The 20,028-nt window shown below is 61.7% G+C and carries 16 protein-coding genes; 6 read left to right on the forward strand and 10 right to left on the reverse strand.

Going from position 1 to position 20,028, the window contains the following annotated elements:
- Positions 1–116 precede the first annotated feature (116 nt).
- Together V6617_RS05365 and V6617_RS05370 are read right to left on the reverse strand one after the other, a co-directional pair.
- Positions 117–2,519, reverse strand: a complete 2,403-nt coding sequence (locus V6617_RS05365; protein ID WP_338609632.1) for a circularly permuted type 2 ATP-grasp protein — start codon at positions 2,517–2,519, stop codon at positions 117–119.
- On the reverse strand, positions 2,520–5,831 hold the full coding sequence (locus V6617_RS05370; RefSeq protein WP_338609633.1) for a transglutaminase family protein: 3,312 nt from the start codon (positions 5,829–5,831) through the stop codon (positions 2,520–2,522).
- Positions 5,832–5,958: 127 nt separating this feature from the next.
- Here V6617_RS05370 and V6617_RS05375 point away from each other — a divergent pair, with 127 nt between their 5' ends.
- Positions 5,959–6,591, forward strand: a complete 633-nt coding sequence (locus V6617_RS05375) for a trimeric intracellular cation channel family protein (RefSeq protein WP_338609634.1) — start codon at positions 5,959–5,961, stop codon at positions 6,589–6,591.
- On the opposite strand, the gene V6617_RS05380 is transcribed toward V6617_RS05375, so the two are convergent.
- From V6617_RS05380 to V6617_RS05400, 5 genes are all read right to left on the reverse strand, one after another.
- Positions 6,573–7,709 carry a M14 family zinc carboxypeptidase gene (locus V6617_RS05380; protein ID WP_338609635.1) on the reverse strand — a complete coding sequence of 379 codons (1,137 nt, stop codon included), beginning with the start codon at positions 7,707–7,709 and terminating at the stop codon, positions 6,573–6,575. The two genes, V6617_RS05375 and V6617_RS05380, sit on opposite strands and share 19 nt — an antisense overlap.
- 6 nt (positions 7,710–7,715) lie before the next feature.
- Positions 7,716–8,474 (reverse strand): ABC transporter permease subunit, encoded by a 759-nt coding sequence (locus V6617_RS05385; RefSeq protein WP_338609636.1) that lies wholly within the window; start codon positions 8,472–8,474, stop codon positions 7,716–7,718.
- A gap of 3 nt (positions 8,475–8,477) precedes the next feature.
- On the reverse strand, positions 8,478–9,317 hold the full coding sequence (locus V6617_RS05390) for an ABC transporter permease (protein ID WP_338609637.1): 840 nt from the start codon (positions 9,315–9,317) through the stop codon (positions 8,478–8,480).
- Between the two features lie 69 nt (positions 9,318–9,386).
- Positions 9,387–10,139 (reverse strand): transporter substrate-binding domain-containing protein, encoded by a 753-nt coding sequence (locus tag V6617_RS05395; RefSeq protein ID WP_338609638.1) that lies wholly within the window; start codon positions 10,137–10,139, stop codon positions 9,387–9,389.
- A gap of 68 nt (positions 10,140–10,207) precedes the next feature.
- A complete protein-coding gene (locus tag V6617_RS05400) occupies positions 10,208–10,975 on the reverse strand; it encodes an amino acid ABC transporter ATP-binding protein (RefSeq protein WP_338609639.1) in 768 nt (255 codons plus the stop codon).
- A 213-nt stretch (positions 10,976–11,188) separates the two neighbouring features.
- Between V6617_RS05400 and V6617_RS05405 the strand changes: the two genes are divergently transcribed.
- The gene (locus tag V6617_RS05405) at positions 11,189–12,388 is read left to right on the forward strand and encodes a GGDEF domain-containing protein (protein WP_338609640.1); all 1,200 of its coding nucleotides are present in this window, start codon (positions 11,189–11,191) and stop codon (positions 12,386–12,388) included.
- 5 nt (positions 12,389–12,393) lie between these two features.
- Here V6617_RS05405 and sseA read toward each other — a convergent pair whose 3' ends face one another.
- Both sseA and V6617_RS05415 read right to left on the reverse strand, forming a co-directional pair.
- On the reverse strand, positions 12,394–13,233 hold the full coding sequence (gene sseA / locus V6617_RS05410) for a 3-mercaptopyruvate sulfurtransferase (protein ID WP_338609641.1): 840 nt from the start codon (positions 13,231–13,233) through the stop codon (positions 12,394–12,396).
- Between the two features lie 10 nt (positions 13,234–13,243).
- Positions 13,244–14,185, reverse strand: coding sequence for a nucleoside hydrolase (locus V6617_RS05415; protein ID WP_338609642.1), 942 nt, complete (start codon positions 14,183–14,185; stop codon positions 13,244–13,246).
- Between the two features lie 214 nt (positions 14,186–14,399).
- Between V6617_RS05415 and rirA the strand changes: the two genes are divergently transcribed.
- On the forward strand, positions 14,400–14,855 hold the full coding sequence (gene rirA, locus V6617_RS05420) for an iron-responsive transcriptional regulator RirA (protein ID WP_338609643.1): 456 nt from the start codon (positions 14,400–14,402) through the stop codon (positions 14,853–14,855).
- A gap of 196 nt (positions 14,856–15,051) precedes the next feature.
- Here rirA and V6617_RS05425 read toward each other — a convergent pair whose 3' ends face one another.
- Complete coding sequence (locus tag V6617_RS05425; protein WP_338609644.1) at positions 15,052–15,696, reverse strand: TetR family transcriptional regulator C-terminal domain-containing protein; 645 nt, start codon at positions 15,694–15,696, stop codon at positions 15,052–15,054.
- 209 nt (positions 15,697–15,905) lie between these two features.
- Between V6617_RS05425 and V6617_RS05430 the strand changes: the two genes are divergently transcribed.
- From V6617_RS05430 to V6617_RS05440, 3 genes are read left to right on the forward strand one after another with little or no spacing between them, the layout of a single operon-like run.
- Entirely contained in the window at positions 15,906–17,234 is a 1,329-nt protein-coding gene (locus tag V6617_RS05430; RefSeq protein ID WP_338609645.1) for an aspartate aminotransferase family protein, read from the forward strand.
- 3 nt (positions 17,235–17,237) lie between these two features.
- Positions 17,238–18,731 carry a CoA-acylating methylmalonate-semialdehyde dehydrogenase gene (locus V6617_RS05435; protein WP_338609646.1) on the forward strand — a complete coding sequence of 498 codons (1,494 nt, stop codon included), beginning with the start codon at positions 17,238–17,240 and terminating at the stop codon, positions 18,729–18,731.
- Positions 18,732–18,756: 25 nt separating this feature from the next.
- Positions 18,757–20,007, forward strand: coding sequence for a Zn-dependent hydrolase (locus V6617_RS05440; RefSeq protein ID WP_338609647.1), 1,251 nt, complete (start codon positions 18,757–18,759; stop codon positions 20,005–20,007).
- Positions 20,008–20,028: the final 21 nt, after the last annotated feature.

Consider the following 20,028-nt stretch of genomic DNA (forward strand, 5'->3'; position numbering starts at 1 on the left):
GAGCCGGGGTCCAGTACGCTCAGCGCGAGCGAACGATCCACGGGCGCTGCCGGTTACTGGATCCCGGCTCAAGGCCGGGATGACGGCGGAGAATTGGAAAGCCCCGTCCTTGGCCATCAGAAATACATCTCCGAGATCAAATTGGAGATGTTGGCCAGCCCGTTGCCGACCCCAACCAGCATGTCGGGGTTCACGTCGGCGGCGTCGATCACCGCCAGTTCGGTCTGGAGTTTGAGCGCGGCCTTGGCGGCGGCCGAGAGCTGGCCATCGACATAGCCGCCGGGCAGTTCCTTGAGCTGTTCGAGCAGTTCGGTCAGCTGAAACATCACCGAGCGCGGGTTGAGCGGATCGGAAATCAGCAATTCCACAGCGCCCAGATTGCCATAGCCATATCCATAGCGCCGGCGGTGGGTCATCACGCTGTCGCCGATTTCGAGCAGCATTTCGGTGGCCCCTTCCGGCGCGTCGGGCGCGCACAGCCATGTGGCGATTTCGGCAATCTGGATGCCGCGTTCGAGCCGGCGCCCGATTTCGAGAAAGCGCCAGCCGGCAAAGCGGTACATGTTTTCATGCACGAGGCCGGAAAAGCCGGCCAGCTTGCGCAGCAGCACCGTCATGGCGCGGGTGGCGTCGTCGCCGGGCTTTATGGTGCGCGCAAACCGCCTGGCGGTCTTTTGCAAATCGGTCAGCGCCAGCCAGCCATCGGGTGAAAAGCGGTCGCGGATCTGGCTGGCCGAGCGCACCGCGCCATCGATGATGGCCAGAAGCCCGGCCGGGACCGCTTCGGTGGCGTCGATGCCAAGCGGTTCGAGATAGGCGCTTGTGGCCACCAGTAGCGGGTTGTCCTCGCGGCCCAGTTCGGCAAGTCGCAGATGATAGGCGCGCAGGATGCGAACGCTGGCCTCGCAGCGCTCGGCATAGCGCCCCAGCCAGATCAGATTGTCCCCGGCGCGAGAGGGCAGATTGCCCGACGGGTTGCGTTCGATCGTTGAATTGGATTTGGCGAGCAGGGTGACCTGTTCGACCTCGCTTTCGCTGACCACCCACACATCGGCGGCCTGTCCCCCGCGCTGCATGGCAATGGCGGCGGTATCGAGCGCATAGCCGACGCGGGCAAAGCCGCCCGGCATGATCGACCAGCCCTCTGCCGTGCGGGCGGCATAGACCCGCAGCGTTATGGGGCGCGGTTCGAGCGCGCCGCCGACATAGACCGGGGCCGTTGAGAGCTTGACCGCTTCCTGTGCCGCGAAGGCTTTGGGGTCGGCCTCGATTTTTGCCAGCAGGTCGGCGCGCGCCGCCGGGTCGAGATCGGCAATGGCGGCAGTGCCGCCGTCATCGTCGATGGACAAAAGGGTGGAGAGCGCCGGGCCGACCAGCAGGTCATTGAAATTGTCGCGCACATAGGCGCGGGCCTCTTCGCCGCCGCACCACCATGTGGCGATGTTGGGCAGCGCCAGATCGGAGCCCAGCCGTGATCTGGCGATGGCCGGCAGGAAGGCGCCGAGCGCACGGGTTTCCAAAATCCCCGCTCCCAGCGAATTGACGAACGCCACCGATCCGCGCCGCACCGCTTCGGTCAGGCCGGGGGTGCCGATGTGGCTGTCCTGGCGCAACTCCAGCGGGTCGGTAAAATCCCCGTCCAACCGCCGCCAGAGCACCGAAATCGGCTTGAGCCCGGAGACGGTGCGCACCATGACCTCGCCATCGACGACAACGAGGTCCTCGCCCTGCACCAGCAGGAAGCCAAGGTAGCGCGCGATATAGGCGTGCTCGAAATAGGTTTCGTTGAGCGGGCCGGGGGTGAGGATCGCCACGCGGCCCGATCCATTGCCGCCCATGTCGGTCAGCGCGTTGCGGAAATCGCGGAAAAAGCCGGCCAGGCGGTGGACGTTGAGATCGGCATAGATATCGGCCAAAGCGCGGGTGGTCGCCACCCGGTTTTCCAGAGCAAACCCCGCCCCCGAGGGTGCCTGTGTCCGGTCGCCCAGCACCCACCAGCGCCCATCGGGGCCGCGGCCAAGCTCGAAGGCGCAGAAATGGAGATGATGGCCGCTCATGGGTTCGATGCCGACCATGGGGCGCAGGAATTCGGGATTGCCGGCAATCAGCTCGGGCGGCAGCAGGCCATCGCGGACCAGAGCGTTGTTGCCATAGATATCGGCAATCACCGTTTCGAGCAGGTCGGCGCGCTGGGCGAGGCCGGCTTCGATGCCGCGCCATTCGTCCTCGGCGATCAACAGCGGGATATGGGCCAGCGGCCAGTCGCGCTCGCCCTGTTCGAGCCCGTCATACATGCGGTAGAAAACGCCCGCGTCGCGCAGATACTGGTCGGCGTGCTGGAAGCGGTTGGTCAGCTCCTCGGCCCCCAGCGCGTCCAGCGCCGACATGAATTTGAGCCAGCCGGGTTTGACCGTGCCGTCGGGCGCGACCATTTCATCGGGCACGCCCGAGATCGGGCGATACGCGCCGATCAGGTCAGGCATCTTTTGTGCCTTGGCGGCGGAGGGAGAAGCGGTCATCTAAAGCCACTGGTGGGGTCGCCTCAGGTCCAGCGTCAGAGGAAACTCGGGCGTGGGCGCTTCGGCCGGCAAATCATACGATCCGGCACTATGTCCATTGGCTATGAATCGCGCAAGCCGTCTTGCTTCGGCCTCGTTGGCATTCACAGGAAAGGTTTCATAGTTCCGGCCGGCCGGGTGGGCGACGTGATAAATGCACCCGCCCACGGCACGTCCCGTCCAATTGTCATAGACGTCGAACACCAGCGGGGTGTTGACCGGCAGTTCGGGATGGAGACCCGAGGCGGGTTGCCAGGCCTTGTAGCGCACCCCCGCCACCGAAACGCCTGACAGATCGGTCTTTGTCAACGGAACCGGGCGGCGGTTGCAGGCCACTGTGTAGCGTTCGGGCTCGGCTCCGGTCAGCTTGACCTGTAGCCGCTCGAGCGAGGAATCGACATAGCGCACGGTCCCGCCGATGGCGCCGGTTTCGCCCATGACGTGCCAGGGTTCGAGCGCCTGACGGATTTCGAGTGTGTGGCCCGCGACCGTCACCTCGCCGCAGAAGGGAAAGCGGAATTCGAGCTGGGCTTGGAACCATTCGGGTTTGAAGTCATAGCCGTGCTGGCGGAGGTCATCGAGCACGTCGAGAAAATCGGCCCAGACGTAGTGGGGCAGCATGAACCGGTCGTGCAGCCTTGTACCCCAGCGGACCAGCTTGCCCTTGATCGGGTCTTTCCAGAACCTCACGATCAGCGCGCGGACCAGCAATTGCTGGGCGAGGCTCATCTTGGCGTTGGGCGGCATCTCGAAGCCGCGGAACTCGACGAGCCCCAGCCGTCCGGTCGTACCGTCGGGGGAATAGAGCTTGTCGATGCAGATTTCCGAGCGGTGGGTGTTGCCGGTCACATCGACCAGCAGATTGCGGAACAGCCGGTCGACCAGCCACGGCCGGGGCGCGTCGCCCTCGCCGGGAGCTGGCACCTGCGCCATGGCGATTTCAAGCTCGTAAAGGCTGTCGTGGCGCGCTTCGTCAAAGCGCGGAGCCTGGCTGGTCGGGCCGATGAACAGGCCCGAAAACAGGTAGGACAGCGAGGGGTGGCGCTGCCAGTGCAGGATCAGCGATTTGAGCAGGTCGGGGCGGCGCAGGAACGGGCTGTCATTGGGCGTCGCGCCACCGACCACCACGTGATTGCCGCCGCCGGTGCCGGTGTGCTTGCCATCGATCATGAACTTGTCGGCGCCCAGCCGGGAGAGCCGCGCCTCCTCATAAACCGCTTCGGTAATCGAGACGCACTCGTCCCAATTGGTCGCCGGGTGGACATTGACCTCGATGACGCCGGGATCGGGCGCCACCCGGATCACATTGAGGCGCGGGTCCGATGGGGGCGAATAGCCTTCGATATGGACCGGCAGGCCCAGCTTTTCGGCAGCCGTTTCGGCGGCGGCGATCAGTTCGAGATAGTCTTCGAGTTTTTCGGTCGGCGGCATGAACACCGTCAGCCGGCCGTCGCGCGGCTCGACCGAAAGCGCAGTGCGCACCTTGCCCTCGATGTCGGTGATTTCCTGTTCGATCTGCGTCTGGGCGATGACCTCGTCGGCGACAAGGCTGGCCACCGGCAATTCGTCGCGCGGCGGCAGGGGTGCGCGCGGGATGGTGGGGTCCTCGGCCACGATATGGGGATAATCGCTTTCGGGGATATGGGGCAGGGTGCCCAGCGGCAGGCGATAGCCCACGGGCGAATCCCCGGCCACCAGAAACAGCTTGCCGCGCCGTGTCTGCCAAACCTCGGTCAGCCAGCGCGAGGCTTGCGCGGGGGCGTTCCATTTCTGGACCGGCAGCACATAGCCGGTCGGATCGGTCAGCCCGCGCTCAAAGACCCGCGTCATGCGCATGCGCTCTTCGGGGTCCTTGAGCTTGGGATTTGTCGGATCGACGTTCTCGGGAAGATTGCCTTCTTTCAAGATCCAGTCGGCGGGATCTTCAAAGGCCGGCTGGACGGTCGAGCCGTCCAGACCCAGTGCCATGGCAAATTCGGTGAGATAGGCCTTGGCCTGGTCGGGGCTCGGGGTCTTGTCCGAAGTCTCGTGGGCGATCAGGTCAGGATTTTTCCAGACCGGCTCGCCGTCCTTGCGCCAATAGAGCGAGAACGTCCAGCGGGGCAAAGTTTCGCCCGGATACCATTTGCCCTGCCCGTAATGAAGGAACCCGCCGGGCGCGAAACGCTGCTGGAGACGGCGGATCAAAATGTCGGCTTTTTCGCGCTTGGTGGGGCCGACCGCATCGGCATTCCACTCGCCGGATTCGAAGTCGTCGATGGAAACGAAGGTCGGCTCGCCCCCCATCGTCAACCGAACGTCATTGTTGGCCAAATCTTGGTCAATCTGGCGGCCCCGAGAGCACAACTCCACCCAATCGGAGTCGGAAAATGGCTTGGTGATGCGCGGATGTTCGGCCACGCGGGTGACCGTCATGTCGAAATCGAACTCGACATTGGCAAAGCTCGCGAGCCCTGAAATCGGGGCGGCATTGGCGAAATGGGGGGTCGCCGCGAGCGGGATATGGCTCTCCCCGGTCAGCAATCCCGAGGTGGGATCGAGCCCAACCCAGCCGGCCCCAGGCAGGTACACCTCACACCAGGCATGGAGGTCGGTGAAGTCGTTTTCGGTGCCCGATGGGCCGTCGAGCGCTTTCAGGTCGGGCTTGAGCTGAATGAGGTACCCCGAAACGAACCGCGCCGCAAAGCCCAGATGTCTCAAGGTATTAACCAGCAGCCACCCGGTGTCTCGGCAACTCCCCTTGGCCTTTTCCAGCGTTTCCTCTGGCGTTTGCACGCCCGGTTCGAGCCGGACGATATAGCCGATCTCGCGCTGCAGCCGCGCATTGAGTTCGACCACGAAATCGACAGTGTTCTTGGGCGTCCGGTCGATGGAAGCCAGCAGATCCTTGAACAGGGGCCCAAAGCTCGAATCGGGCTTTCTGTAAATCTCCAGATCGGGCGCAATGGCCTCGGGATAGGTAAACGGCCAGGTCCCCGCCTCGGGCTCCACGAAAAAGTCGAACGGGTTGTAAACCGTCATGTCGGCAACGAGATCGACCTCGATCTTGAGCTCAGTCACCGGCTCGGGAAAGACGTATCGCGCCTGAAAGTTACCGTAGGGGTCCTGCTGAATATTGACGAAGTGATTGGAAGGACTGACTTTTAGCGAATGGCTGAGCACCTTGGTGCGCGAATGGGGGGCGGGCTGGAGCCGGATGATCTGCGGGCCGAGAGTGACCGGTCGGTCGTACTTGTAGTGCGTGAGATGATAGATCGCGGCCTTGATCGCCATAGGCAGACTCCTGATTGTTCCCACGCTCGCTTTGCAACGATAGCGGTAAAGCAAAGGCTTCCGCAATCGCGCTTTACCGGCAATGCGTTAGTCGGCATGGTCAGGGCCATCCACAAGGAGGGCTCTTATGTTGCTGCACACGCTTTTCGTCATCGCTCTGGCCGCCGAATCGATGTCCGCGGCGCTGGCGGCGGGACGGCGCAACATGGACTGGTTCGGGGTCTGCGTTCTGGGATGCGTAACGGCGCTGGGCGGGGGTACGGCGCGGGATCTGCTGCTTGGTCACTACCCGCTGTTGTGGGTCGATCAGCCCGCCTATCTGCTGGTTACAACGGCCGCGGCGCTGTTCACAATTGCGGTGGCCCGGATCATGGAACGGCTCAAGCTGATCTTCCTGTTGCTCGATGCCGTGGGGCTCGTGGTGTTCACCATTTCGGGCTGCATGGTGGCCATGGAAATGGGCCAGCCGGTGTTGATCGTCATCGTGGCCGGAATCATTACAGGGTGCGTGGGGGGCGTCTTGCGTGACGTCTTGTGCAACGATGTGCCGTTGCTGTTTTCCGGTGAACTTTATGCCACGGTCTCGGCCATCACCGCCTGCGTGTTCTTTTTCGGAATACAGGCTGGATTTCCGGTCGAGCTAATGACGATAGCAGCCATGGTCTTAGGCTTTACGCTGCGGACACTGGCCATCGTCTTCAAGATCGAAATGCCACGCTTTGTCTATGTCCCGGTGCGCGATCAGTCCTCCAAGAGGTAACCCTGTCGGCTGGCCAGAGGCTCGGTGCCGACGATCTTGGCGATGGAATTGCCCGGCACGACGAATTTGGCGACGTTGCGCGATATGACCCGGCCCGACGTGCCCGCAAGGATCGGTGTGCGCTCGGTAAAGGCACCGGGGCCGGCAAGGGCGATGAGATCGGCGATGGGCTGGCCTTTCTCGACTTGATCGCCAAGCTCGACGCGGTAGGCGAGCAGCCCGGCCTGGTCGACGCGCAGCATTTCGGTGGCGCTCAGGGGGGATGGCGCGGGGGCTGGCCCAACCTTGGGCGGTGGGCCGGCAACAAACCCTTTGGCCCGAAAGAAGCCAAGGAGTCGGGCTGCGTCGTCCTTGCCGATATCGTCGAAAACATCGGGTTGGCCGCGATATTCGAGCGTTGCGGCGCGGGCTGAAAAGGGGATGGGCTTATCAGGATGGGCCTGGCGCAGGCGCGTCCAGAGCGAGGGCCAGACTTCGTCGAACGAGCCGCCGCCCGAGTCCTCTGCGGTCAGCTGGGCAACCGAGCCCATGTGGTCGGCAAGCTCTGAGAGTTCGGCCATGGAATCGGGGGTGACGAACAGATGGACCAACGCTTCGTTGTCGCAATGGAGGTCAAGGACGTAGTCGGCGTCATAGGCTTCGGTCATCACCAGATGCCGCAATTTCTGCATGGCCGTGGTTGGCCTCTGGGTGTCGAGCCAGTCGCGCACCGCCTGGCGGATCATTGCGACATTGGCAGCTGCATCGTCGGTGAGGTTCTGGGCGACCTTTGTGGCCACGGCGGCAAAGAGATCGGGCCAGCGGCGGTTGAAATTGGTGCCCGAGCGGAAGTCGTATCGTCCCAAATGGTCTTCGAACACCCGCTGGCCCATGCCAAGCGGGTTGACCATTGGAAAAATGGAGAAGCGGGCGCTGAGTTCGCCTTTTTCGTCGGCGGACTTGAGCAGCGGCAGAAGATGGTGCAGCGCCATGATGCCCGGCTGCTCGTCGGCATGGAGCGCGGCCTGCATATAGATTTTGGTCGCCGCGTCGGCGGGGCCGATCTTGAAAACCGTCAACTCGGACGTCGTGCCGGGAGCATCGGCGTCGATGGTGTGGGTGATGCGGTCAAAGGCCATGAGAAATTACCGGATATATTTGGGACCGAAGCGCAGGCGCGGACGGGAGGTGGCGCGCTCTTTGGGCATGTGGCGCATCATGCGTTCATAAACGCGCCCGAAGACAAAGAAAATGACCATGGTAACGGCGAGAAACCATAGAGCAGCGACCGAAAAATGGAGGAAGGCGTTGTAGTCGCGCTCAAACAGGTTTTGCGCTGTGTTGAGGATATCACGCTGGGCATTGATGACCGGCAGGGTGAAATAGACAAGCGCGGTCGAGTGGAAAAGAAACACGACTTCGTTTGTGTAGGCAGGCCAGGCAATGCGGATCGTGTTGGGCCATGTGACGGTCCTGAACACCTGAAAGGGGGTCATGCCGTAAGCGCGGGCGGCTTCGATTTCGCCGCGGGGAACCGTGCGCAGGGCGCCGTAGATGATTTCGGCGCTGTAGGCGGCGGTGTTCATCACCAGGGCGAGCGGGCCGATGAAAAGCGGGTTCATCATCAGCCACGCAATGCCCAACGGGCGCCACCAGACAGCGTTGAGCGCCAGCATGATGGAATAGAACATGAAGAACTGGATAAACAGCGGCGAGCCGCGAAAAGCATAGATATAGGCCGAGCACAGGCGCCGGACGATGGGGTTTTTCGAGTTCTTGCCGAGCGCGAGCAGCACCGCAAAGACAAAGCCGATGGGCAGGGAAGCGGCCGCAAAATAGATGTTGAACAGTGCCGGTCCGGCGTAGAGCGGGATTTCGGCGAGCAGTGTTTCGATCAGGTCCATTGCCTAGCCCTCCACCGGCATGCCGCGCCGGGCCCAGGTCGTGAGCCGCGAAAAGCCCTTTTCCGAAAGCAGGGTGATGAGGATGTAAAAGACAAACAGCGCAATGAAATAGGCCCAGCGCCAATCGCCGTGCACAAGGCCTGCCTGAGGCAGGAAGTTGGGGGAACCCAGTTGCCCCGCCCACCAGACGATATCGGCGATCTGGAGCAGGGAAAGCAGCGATGTGGCCTTGATGAGCAGCAGCCAGACATTGGAAAGGCCGGGCAGGGCATAGACCCACATCTGGCGGATATGGATGCGCGTCAAGACCTGAAAATCGCTCATGCCGTAGGCGCGCGCGGCTTCGAGTTGGCCCTGGGGCACCGCGCGCATGGCGCCGTGGATGACGTTGGCTGTAAAGGCGCCAAAGATGATGCCCAGCGATACGCAGGCCAGGACAAGGTATTCATTGGTCGAGAGCAGCCAGTTCGCTTCGCCGCAGGGCGGCCAGTTGGCCTGCGTGGCGGCAATCGTGTCCGGGGTGCAGACCTGCATGGCCCAGACCCATTCCACACCCTGTTCGAACGCCAGCGGGAAAAACAGGAAGAACAGCACGTCGGGAACGCCGCGCACCATGCTGACATAGATCGTGCCGATGGCCCGCAGGGGCGTGAAGCGCGAGGCCTTTGCCATGGCGCCCAAAAGCCCGAAGACAAGCGCAAGGCAGCCGCCGAAGACGGCAGCCATGATGGTGAAGCGGAAACTGGCGTACCAGTTGAGGTGCTTGCCGTTTGTCAGATAGCCAAGCCAGAAGGCGATATCGTCGCCCACCAGATCGAAAAGCCAGAAGCCGTCAGCGTCCACGCGCGTGCCCCTTGCGTGCGACGTCCGGCGGGCAGCTCGGTTGGCTGCCCGCCGGACACCGGTTTGCGATTATTCGGTGTAGAAGGGACCCGCGCCGTCGAACCATTCGGCGATCAGCGCGTCTACGGTGCCGTCCGCCTTGAGCGCCGTGAGCGCTTCGTCGAGCGTTGCAAGCAGTTCGGTGTCTTCCTTGCGGACGCCGCCACCGACACCGCCGCCGATCATGACGTCGGGGCCGAACATTTCGAGCGCACCGCCCGAGTTTTCGACGACAGGATCGAGCGAGGAGCCGTCAGCGAGCACCACGTCGACATTGCCTGCGGCCAGATCGGCGATCGACTGATCGAAGGTGGCAAACGAGACGATGGTGTTATCGGCGGCAAAGTTTTCCTCGGCATAGGCTGCCTGGATGGTGTTGCCCTGAACGCCGATGCGCACGCCGGAGGGGTTCTCGATATCGATGCCGGCGCCGGTCGCCGCGATGTAGTTGGAGGGATCGGGCGGGAAATAATCCTGGGTGAAGTTGATGGTCTCGAGCCGTTCGTCGGTGATCGACATGCCGGCCATGATGACATCATAGTTGCCCGCGACCAGGTTGGGGATGATGGGGTCCCATTCGCTCTGCACGAATTCGCAGGTCATGCCAGTCTGTTCGCAGATGGCGTTGCCCAGATCGATTTCAAATCCGTCCAGGTCGCCCGCGTCGTTGACGAAGTTCCACGGCGCATAGGCGCCTTCGGTGCCGATGCGCAGGGTTTCCTGGGCATTGGCCGCTGTCGAAAGTGCTGCCAGAGCGAGCGTGGCGAGTATCACCTTTTTCATTGCTGAAGTTCCCTTTGTTGGTTGGTGAAGCGACCGGGTCCCTTGTTGCATGATGGTTGCCGCCCCGGTCAGGCGTGACCGGCGGCGCCTAAGAACTGGCGCAGCCTGTCGGATTTGGTGGCGCCGAAGACTTCATCGACAGTGCCCTGTTCCTCGATCTTGCCCAGATGGAGGAAAACGACCCGGTCGGAGACTTCGCGCGCAAATTTCATGTCATGGGTAACAAGGATCATGGTGCGACCCTCGTCGGCCAGCATCTTGATGACGCCCAGCACCTCGACCTCGAGCTCGGGATCGAGCGCCGATGTGGGCTCGTCGAAAAGCATGATCCTGGGATTGATGCAGAGGGCGCGTGCAATGGCCGCGCGCTGCTGCTGGCCGCCGGAAAGCTGGGCTGGAAAGGCATCGACCTTGGCCGAAATCCCAACCTTTTCGAGCAGGGCAAGCGCCTGTTCGCGCACTTCGGCCTTGTCGCGTCTTTGCACAAGGAGCGGTGCTTCCATGACGTTTTCCAGGATCGTCATGTGCGACCACAGATTGAACGACTGGAACACCATGCCAAGCTTGGAGCGGATACGGCGCAACTGCAGGGGATCGGTAGGGTGACGGTCGGGCCCTTCGGCCGAAAGCGAAACGTGCTCGCCGTCGATTGTGACGTCGCCCTGATTGGGGATTTCGAGCATGTTGATACAGCGCAAGAGGGTTGATTTGCCCGATCCCGACGACCCGATCAGCGAGACGACATCCCCGGCCCTGGCATCGAGTGAAACGCCCTTGAGGACTTCGAGACTGCCAAAGGACTTGTGGAGGTCCGTGATCTCCAGAATTTGCGCCATTCGGTACGGGTTTGCCCCTGTTGGTTTTGCCGAGTCCGTGCAGACGCCCTTTGCCCAAAAGAAAGCGTTCACGGCGACAGGAAAACAGAAAGCGCCACGATTCAAAAGCGAAAACGACAGTTTCGTGTAGCTTTTTCTACCAAACGGTAAAAAACGGGCGCGCCATGATAACCGTTTGGATACCAGTCCGCCAAGTTGACTTCGGCCCTCAACATGGCCGGTGATAGGGTTCGGTTCGACGCAAACCAGATTCGCTGGCACATGGGTTTCGATTACAATTCGCTTCTGATGGCATCGGGTGCAGCGGGGGTTGCGCTCTGTTTCACGCTGATGAGTTCGTGGCTGCGTGAACGGGGATCGACATTTCTCCTCACCTGGGCGGCGTGCATTGCCATCATCATTGCGGCGATCGTCGTCTTCTCTGTTTTCCACAGCACGGTAAACGTGTGGCATTCGATGCTTGCCGGGGTGCTTCTGACCTCGGCCTTCGCGATCAGTTATGGCGGGTTCACTCAATTCAGCACCGGCCGGTTTGAAACGGGAAGGGTGGCGGTTCTCGCGCTCATCAGTGCGGCACCGATCGCTGTAAGCGCCGCCCTTGGCCTTGACGGATTGAGCTTTCTTTTCATCAACCTGATGAGCGCGTTGCTTTTGGGTTTTTGCGGCCATCAGTATTGGACGGCGCGGGCCGAATCGCCTGGGCCGATCACCGCCATTGCCGCACTGCACGCGATGCTGGCCGTATCCTATGTGTTCTGCGTCTTCGCAATTGCGGTCGAAACGCCGCTCTACCTGCATGGGCAGGTGCCCGACAATTGGGCCGAAGCGCTCAATCTGATGGTTTCGGTTATCGCTCTGACCGGGATTGGCGGGCTTTTCGTAACCGTGCATCAGGAACGGATCAGCCGCAGGCACCGGCACGCCTCGCTGATCGATCCGCTGACGGGGTTGAGCAACCGGCGCGCACTCTTTGAAAGATTTCCCGAAGGGCAGGTACCGCAGGGCGCCGGATTGATCGTTTTCGACCTCGATGATTTCAAGGGGCTCAACGACCGCTACGGGCATGGGTTCGGCGATATGGTGTTGCGCGGCTTTGCCCGCATGCTCGAGGACAATTGCCGCGGCGAGGACATGGCCGTGCGACTGGGCGGAGAGGAATTCGTTCTGGTGCTGCCCGAGAGTTCGGCCAGCCACGCGCTCGCCCTGGCCGAGCGCATCCGCAGCGCGATGGGACGGTCGACCCATGCCATCGACGGTGAGCCTGTGATCTGTACGGTCAGTGCCGGCGTTGCCGTCGCCGAAAAGCCGGGGCTGAGTCTGGATACGTTGATCCGCAAGGCGGACAATGCGCTCTATCTCTCCAAGCGGTCGGGACGCAATCGGGTATCCCAGACCACCTCGTCAGCGGCCTGAAGACCTCATCGCGCCGGGCCGGTTTGCACCGGCGCATCGTCGCGTCCACCCCATTCGGTCCAGGACCCGTCATAGAGCGCCACCTTTTCGGCGCCAATGGTGTCGAGCGCCAGCGCCAAGACAGCCGCGGTGACACCCGAACCGCAGGAGGTGATGACCGGCTTTTGCGGATCGATACCGGCAGCCCGAATAGCCGCTTCCAGTTCGTCGCGGGGCTTGAGGGTGCCATCGGCAATGAGGGTATCGAAGGGGAGGTTGCGGCTGTGTGGAATATGGCCCGATTTGAGCCCGGCACGCGGCTCGGGCGTGTCGCCGGCAAAGCGGGCAGCGCCACGGGCGTCGAGTATCTGCTGGCCCGATTGGCTGGCGGCGAGAACCTCATGGAAGCTCGCGACGGCGTCGTCATCGCATTTTGCGTCAAATGTTGCCGGCGGGGCGACCGAATTGCCAGTGTCGAGTGGACGATTTTCGGCTCGCCATCTCGGCCCGCCGCCCTCGAGAATTTTGACATCCCGGGCACCCATGACCGTGAAGGTCCACCAGGCGCGTGGGGCTGAAAACAGGCCCGCCTCGTCATAAACGACAAGGGTTTTATCCGAGGCGATGCCCAGCGCACCGGCCATCGCGGAGAACGTTTCCGCGTCTGGCAGCATGTGGGGCAGGCCCGAGGCGATGTCGGCGTTCTTGTCGAGATCGAAAAAGATCGCGCCGGGGACATGTCCGGCCACATATTCCGCATGGGCGTTGCGCCCGGAATTGGGCATGTGCCAGGACGCATCGATCACCTGAATATCGGGGTCGTCGAGGTGATCTGCGAGCCATTGGGTCGTGACGAAACGGGACATCAATTTCTCCTTAGGGCAGGCGCGCAATGCGGTCGGTCAGAAGCGCATAGAACGCGTCGGAATCGCCGGACCGGATGAAGGTGGCGTTGCGCGGGCGATCGGTGACGTGCCAGTAGTCGGCGACGGTCATGCCGCGCGTCAAGGGACTGCCGCATTCGATCTCGACGTTGCACAGCCGGCCCGAAAACATGTCCGGGGCAATCATATAGGCCGTGACGCAGGGGTCGTGGAGCGGCGCGCCGGGCCAGCCGTATTTCTCCAGATCGAAGCGCTCGGAAAAACCAAGCATTGCGGCCACCGCGTCGCCGGACCGGTTGCCGATGGCCCTGAAGGCTTCGATCCGTTCGGGGGTGCCGATCATCTGGTGGGTGACATCGAGCGGCATCATGGTGATCGGGGCGCCGCATTTGAGCACTGTCTGGGCAGCTTCGGGATCGACATAGATATTGAATTCGGCGGCCGGGGTTATGTTGCCGACCTCGAAATAGGCGCCGCCCATCAAAACGATTTCCTCGATGCGGGCTGCGATATCGGGGGCCTTGACCAGCGCCATTGCAATATTGGTCAGCGGGCCGAGCGCGCACAGAGTGATGGTTTTTTCCGGTTCGCGGCGGATCGTATCGATGATGAAATCGACCCCGTGCCTGGCCTCGAGCCGAAGCTTGGGTTCGGGCAGGTCGGGGCCATCGAGACCGGTCTGGCCGTGGACATGTTCGGCCGTGATCAACTCGCGCATGAAGGGGCGTGCGCAGCCGGCATAAACGGGAACGTCACGCCGCCCGGAGAGTTCGACCACCTTGAGGGCGTTCTTGGCATTCTGGGCGAGGCCCACATTGCCCGCCACGGCCACGATTCCGAGCGTTTCGATCTCCTCAGGACTGGCCAGCGCCAGAAGGATTGCGACGGCGTCGTCCTGGCCGGGGTCGGTATCGATGATGATCTTGCGTGCCAATGGAAGGCCTCCGTATCGTTTGCGGCGCGATCCTAGTGATGGTGGGGGAAAAGGGAAGGGGGACCATGTGGCCCTTAAACATGAAATGCGCAGTCAGCTTTTCTTGACATAGTTTAGAATTGTTATAATCTTTGACCTCGACGCACGAAGCGATAATGTGCGTCCTGTTCAAGATTCCCCGGCGCTTTGGCGCTTCAATGACAGGGCATGACCGATGAGACTGACCCGACAGACAAGCTATGCCGTTCGGACGCTGATGTATTGCGCCATCAACGCGCCCGATCTTTCGCGCGTGGCCGATATCGCCAAGGCCTATGGCATTTCGGAATTGTTTCTGTTCAAGCTCATCAAGCCCCTTGTCGAAAACGACATCCTCGAGACCGTGCGGGGCCGGCATGGTGGTGTACGCCTTGCGCGTCCTGCTGCCGACATCACGTTGCTTGACGTCATTTCCCTGACCGAAGAAAATTTTGCCCTGGCTGAATGTTTCGAAGGCGGGGAAACCAGTTGTCCGCTGGTCGGTGGATGCGAACTCAATGGCGCCCTGCACGAGGCGCTCGAAGCGTTCTTTGCCGTTCTGCGCTCCTACACGATCGCCGATCTCACCGACAAGCGCCGCGCCATGCGCTCGCGTCTGGGCATCGAGATGTTGGGCCTGGAACTGAATTAACCTTTTTTCTCGCAGGCCGCCTTTGCCGGCAGAAAATTTCCAAGCTATAAAAATATGATCTTTACAGTCATGTTTTTATGCGCTAGATACGGTCCTGCAGGAGTGAGGCCTGCCCCTTGACCCTGTATGCGGAGCGCCAAAGCCGCATACAGGGTCTTTTTCATGTCATCTCGGAGTGTGGTTGCCGGAGACCAGCTCAGCGTTTGTTGTGCGGCGTGAGCCCGTGCAGGAACAACTGGTCGAGAAAGCGCGCGGCATCCTCGAATCGTCCCTCGCCGCCGCGTTCGCGGCCGAGGACGGCTTTCACCTGGATATCGAAATCGGCGTAGTGCTGGGTGGTGGCCCAGATGGAAAAGATCAGGTGATAGGGGTCGGCCTTGGCGATCTTGCCTTCGGCCATCCAACCCCTGATGATCTTGACCTTCTCATCGACGAGGTCTTTGAGGTCGGTGTGCAGGATGTCGTAAAATCCCGGCGCGCCGCGCAGCATTTCATTGGCGAACAGGCGGCTCTCGCGGGGAAAATCGCGGCTCATCTCCAGCTTGCGGCGAATATAGGACTGGATCTCGGGCAGGGGGTCGCCCTTGGGGTCCATTTCCCGCAACGGTTCGAGCCAGGTGTCGAGAATGCGCGCCAGCAGCGGGGCGTGAATGTCTTCCTTGGATTTGAAATAATAGAGCAGATTGGGCTTGCTCATGCCCGCCGCCTCGGCAATCTGGTCGATGGTCGAGCCGCGGAAACCGAACTGGGAAAAGACGTCGAGCGCGGCCTCGAGGATGACTTCCTGCTTTTCGCGCTGGATCCGGGTTATGGGCCGCGGCGTCTCTGCATCGGTGGTCATTTTCGGCTGCTGCCTCCCATAAAGAATCCCGGAGCCGGAATCCCGAACCGGTCCGGGGCCATTTCCATAACCCAAGCGGGTCTGGAAATTATACCCCTTGAACCTTGCATTGAGAGTGCTAGAATTTTTCCAATCGGTCAAAAAAATTCTGACCGAAATCAACAGCCGGCCGCCGGAAATATCCCGGAAGCGTCGGAGAGGGAACATTCATGTCGCAGGGCGCTCCGTCCATCCCCAATGATCTCAATGCCTTCTGGATGCCGTTCACGGCCAACCGGCAGTTCAAGAAAAACCCGCGCATGTTCGTGGGCGCCAGGGACATGCGCTATAGAACCGCCGATGGGCGGGACGTGCTCGACGGCACCGCTGGCCTTTGGTGCGTCAACGCCGGTCACTGCCGGCCGCTGATCACCGAGGCCATCGCCAACCAGGCGGCCGAACTCGATTACGCTCCGGCCTTCCAGATGGGCCATCCCAAGGCGTTCGAGCTTGCCAACAGGCTGGTCGATCTGGCGCCCGACGGGCTCGACCACGTGCTGTTCACCAATTCGGGGTCCGAATCGGTTGAAACGGCGCTCAAGGTCGCGCTGGCCTATCAGAAGTCCATCGGGCAGGGCTCGCGCACACGGCTGATCGGGCGGGAACGCGGCTATCACGGGGTCAATTTCGGCGGCATTTCGGTGGGCGGGATCGTTGCCAACCGCAAGATGTTCGGCACGCTTCTGACCGGCGTCGATCATCTGCCTCATACACATTTGCCGGCAAAGAACGCCTTTTCGCGCGGTGAGCCCCAGCATGGGGTGGAACTGGCCGAGGAACTGGAGCGTATCGTTACGCTCCATGACGCTTCGACGATCGCTGCAGTGATCGTCGAGCCGGTGGCGGGGTCTACGGGGGTTCTGATCCCGCCACCGGGGTATCTCAAGCGCCTGCGCGAAATCTGCGACAAGCACGGCATATTGCTGATCTTTGATGAGGTCATCACCGGATACGGACGGCTGGGAGCCCCGTTCGGCGCCGATTATTTCGGTGTAACTCCCGATATCATGGTCACCGCCAAAGGGCTGACCAATGGCGTCATTCCCATGGGCGCGGTGTTCACGTCGTCGAAAATCCATGACGCGTTCATGACCGGGCCCGAGCACCTGATCGAATTTTTCCACGGCTATACCTATTCGGGCAATCCGATCGCCTCGGCGGCAGGGCTGGCGACGCTGGAGACCTACAAGCAGGAAGGCTTGCTGACCCGGGGCGCTGAGCTCGGACCCTATTTCGAGGATGCGCTGCATTCGCTTAAGGGTGCCCCGCATGTGATCGACGTGCGCAATATCGGGCTGGTGGGGGCAATCGAGCTCGAACCGATTGCCGGCGAGCCGACAAAACGCGCGTTTTCAGCTTTCGTGAAGGCCTACGAAAAAGGCGTTCTGATCCGCACGACGGGCGATATCATCGCGCTTTCGCCGCCGCTGATCGTGGAAAAACAACACATCGACCAAATCGTCGATACCATTCGCACGGTCCTCGGGGAGGTGGATTGAGCTATGCAGACCATTGAAAACGCCATAGGCGGCAAACGTGTCGCGTCGTCCTCGACGCGCAAGTCGGCTGTCTATAATCCGGCCACCGGCGAGCAGATCGCCGAGCTGCCGCTGTCGACCACAGCCGAGATCGATCAGGCCGTGGCATCGGCAAAAGCCGCGCAACCGGCCTGGGGTGCCACGCCGCCGCTCAAGCGGGCGCGGGTGATGTTTCGGTTCAAGGAACTGCTCGACAAACACGCAGCCGATATCGCGCGGGAAATCTCGCGCGAGCACGGCAAGACCCATGACGATGCGTTGGGCGAAGTGCAGCGCGGCATCGAGTGCGTGGAATATGCCTGCGGCATTCCCGAGCTATTGAAGGGGACGTTCACCCGCAATGTCGGCCCGGCCATCGATGCCTATGCCGACCGCCAGCCTTTGGGCGTGGTGGCAGGGATAACCCCGTTCAACTTTCCGGCCATGGTGCCGATGTGGATGTATCCTTCGGCCATTGCCTGCGGCAATACCTTCATACTCAAGCCCTCCGAGCGCGATCCCTCGGCGCCGATGCTGGCCTGGAACCTGTTCATGGAGGCCGGGCTGCCAGAGGGGGTGCTCAATATCGTCCATGGCGACAAGGAAGCCGTCGATCACATTTTAGACCATCCCGACATCAAGGCGGTGAGCTTTGTGGGCTCCACCCCGATCGCCGAATATGTCTATCAACGTGGCACGAAAGCCGGAAAACGCGTTCAGGCGCTGGGCGGCGCGAAAAACCACATGGTGATCCTCCCCGATGCGGATCTGGACCAGGCAGCCGATGCTCTGATGGGTGCCGGGTACGGATCCGCTGGGGAGCGCTGCATGGCGATTTCGGTGGCCGTGCCGGTGGGCGAAAAGACAGCCGATGCGCTGATCGAAAGGCTCAAGCCGCGCGTCGAGAGCCTGAAAATCGGCCCGGCGACCGACAAGGACGCCGAGATGGGTCCTCTTGTGACAGCCATGCACCGCGACAAGGTTGTCGGCTATATCGACAAGGGGGTCGCCGAAGGCGCCGAGCTTGTGGTCGACGGACGCGGGTTCAAGCTGCAGGGCTATGAGGACGGTTATTATGTCGGCGGCACGCTGTTTGACCGCGTGACGCCGGAAATGACCATCTACAAGGAGGAGATTTTCGGCCCGGTCCTCTCCGTCGTTCGCGCGCCCGATTATGGTGACGCGGTCAGGATGATCAACGAACACGAATACGGAAACGGCGTTGCGATCTTCACCCGCGACGGCGACGCGGCGCGCGACTTCGCCGACCGGATCGAGGTTGGTATGGTGGGCGTCAACGTCCCCATTCCCGTGCCCGTGGCATACCATTCATTCGGCGGCTGGAAGCGGTCCTTGTTCGGGGATCACTCGATCTACGGCCCCGAGGGCGTGCATTTTTACACGCGGCTGAAAACGGTCACGACACGCTGGCCGGCTGGCATCAAATCGGGCGCGCAATTTACATTTCCAACCCTCTGATATTTCAAAGACGGGAGCAAAGAGCATGGCGACACTCGGAGACAATCTAAAGGTCAACGGCGACAGGCTCTGGGCCTCCATAATGGAAATGGCCAGGATCGGCCCGGGTGTGGCCGGTGGCAACAATCGTCAGACGCTGACCGATGCCGATAAGGTTGGGCGCGAGCTGTTTCAGCGCTGGTGCGACGAGGCGGGGCTCGAAATGGGCGTCGACAAGATGGGCACCATGTTTGCCCGCCGCGAAGGCACCGACCCCGACGCGCTGCCGGTCTATGTCGGCAGCCACCTCGATACCCAGCCAACCGGCGGGAAATATGATGGCGTCCTTGGTGTGCTGGGCGGGCTGGAATTGATCCGCACGCTCAATGATCTCGATATCAAGACCAGGCATCCCATCGTTGTGACCAACTGGACCAACGAAGAGGGCACCCGTTTTGCGCCCGCCATGCTCGCTTCGGGCGTTTTCGCGGGGGTGCATGAGCTCGATTGGGCCTATGACCGGGTCGATGCCAAGGGGCTCAAATTCGGCGACGAGCTCAAGCGCATCGGCTGGGTCGGTGACGAAGAGGTCGGCACGCGCAAGATGAAGGCATTTTTCGAGCTTCATATCGAACAGGGTCCGATCCTTGAAGCCGAAGGCAAGGATATCGGCGTCGTCACCCACGGGCAGGGGCTCTGGTGGTTGCAGGTGACGCTGACCGGCAAGGACGCCCATACCGGCTCGACCCCGATGCCGATGCGCAAGAATGCCGGGCTGGGCATGGCGCGCATGACCGAACTGGTTCACCAGATCGCCATGAGCCATCAGCCCGAAGCGGTGGGCGCCATCGGCCATTGCGATGTCTATCCCAATTCGCGCAACGTCATTCCCGGCAAGGTGGTGTTCACTATCGATTTCCGCACGCCGCATCAGGAGGTGCTCGACGCGATGAAGGCGCGGTTCGAGGCCGAAGCGCCCAAGATCGCCGAAGAGTTGGGTTTGGGCATGGAGATCGAGGTGGCCGGTCATTTCGACCCCGTCACTTTCGATGAGGGCTGCGTCACCGCCGTCCGCAACGCCGCCGAACGGCTCGGCTATTCGCACCGCGATATCGTCTCGGGCGCCGGGCACGACGCGTGCTGGATCAACAAGCTCTATCCGACCGCCATGGTCATGTGTCCATGCGTGGACGGGCTGAGCCACAACGAGGCCGAGGACATTTCAAAGGAATGGGCCACCGCCGGCGCCGACGTGCTGATGCATGCGGTGGTCGAGACGGCGGAGATCGTCGACTAGCCGGACAGAACAAAGCCCTGG

Origin of the sequence: Pelagibacterium nitratireducens (genome assembly GCF_037044555.1) — a bacterium.
In the GTDB taxonomy this organism is placed as follows: Bacteria; Pseudomonadota; Alphaproteobacteria; order Rhizobiales; family Devosiaceae; genus Pelagibacterium; species Pelagibacterium nitratireducens.